This is a genomic window from Pseudonocardia asaccharolytica DSM 44247 = NBRC 16224 (assembly GCF_000423625.1).
Classification (GTDB): Bacteria; Actinomycetota; Actinomycetes; order Mycobacteriales; family Pseudonocardiaceae; genus Pseudonocardia; species Pseudonocardia asaccharolytica.
Map to the genome: position 1 here is coordinate 1 of NZ_AUII01000070.1, position 1,189 is coordinate 1,189.

1 protein-coding gene and 1 tRNA gene are annotated in these 1,189 nt (G+C 65.9%); both read left to right on the top strand.

The genetic code is table 11. The features are described from left to right. A partial coding sequence (locus tag G567_RS35025; RefSeq protein ID WP_037058179.1) for an IS1634 family transposase occupies window positions 1-468 on the top strand: 468 nt, incomplete at its 5' end. A 273-nt stretch (window positions 469-741) separates the two neighbouring features. Further along, a tRNA-Thr gene (locus G567_RS0125095) sits at window positions 742-814 on the top strand. The last annotated feature ends 375 nt before the right edge of the window (window positions 815-1,189 follow it).

A 1,189-nucleotide genomic window follows, 5' to 3' on the forward strand; every position in this document is an offset into this window, starting at 1 on the left:
CTGCGCCTCACCCCCGGCGGCCTGCTGCGCATCGACAAGAAGAAGATCAACGCCGAGGCGAACCTGGACGGCAAGTACCTGCTGCGCTGCTCCGACCCCCACCTGCCGGCCGAGGACATCGCGCTGGGCTACAAGCAGTTGCTCGAGGTCGAACGCGGCTGGCGGGACATGAAGACCACCCTGCAGCTGCGGCCGGTGTTCCACCGGCTCGAAGACCGCATCCGCGCCCACGTCATCCTGTGCTGGCTGGCGCTGCTACTGATCCGCATCGCCGAGACCACCACCGCAGACACCTGGGCCCGGCTGCGCGAGGACCTGCAAGAGCTGCACGTGGGCACGTTCGAAGGCCCGGCCGGCACCTTCCGACAGCGCACCGAACTGTCCGCCGCTCAGCGCACCATCCTGAACAAGCTGGGCATCGATCCACCCAAGAAGATCATCGACCTGGCCCCGCCGGCAAGGCCCTGACCAGCGCAAACCTCGCCGCCTGGACACACGCCCATCCGGCGGCGATCACGCATACCCGCAGGTCACGCCCCAGATTCCGTGTCCAGCCCGTCAGCCAGCTGCGGAAGCCGGGCACGGGCAGGGATGAGAGTGCCACCAGGTCCACGAGACCGATCGTGGTCCACCGGTGGTGGTCCGGGCTCCGGGAGGTCCCGGAGCCGGTCCGATACTGTCGCGGCCGGGCGCTCATGCCACTATGTAGCGAGATCTCCCGCGTTCAGACGGGTGTTTCTCGCCGGTGTAGCTCAGTTGGTAGAGCAACCGCCTTGTAAGCGGTAGGTCGTCGGTTCGAGTCCGACCACCGGCTCTGCGCTGACCTGCGTAGATATCATCCTGGAGACCGTAACAAGATCGCCAGGCACCCACGCAGGTGGTTGCTCATGCGCTCAGCGAGCGGTGTGGGCTTCTTGTCGAGGCGGCTTCCCTATTGGCGGGTCGCGTCAGTCGGAGCAGGTTGCCCTGCGCCACCACCAGTCTGCGTGCGAGTGGTGCCGAACTCACACGCATCTGTCGCCGGATCCTGAATTCTGACCCCCTGGCGTTCTGGCGGGCTCTACTCAACGTCGCAATGTTGGCTGGTCCGGTGAGGCTAGTGCTGCGTTCCTCAAAGGGAGTACAGGTTGACGAGGGGGGCATGGTGGATCCGGGAGGACGGAGCCATGCCGAAGTTCTTGTCCGCGCG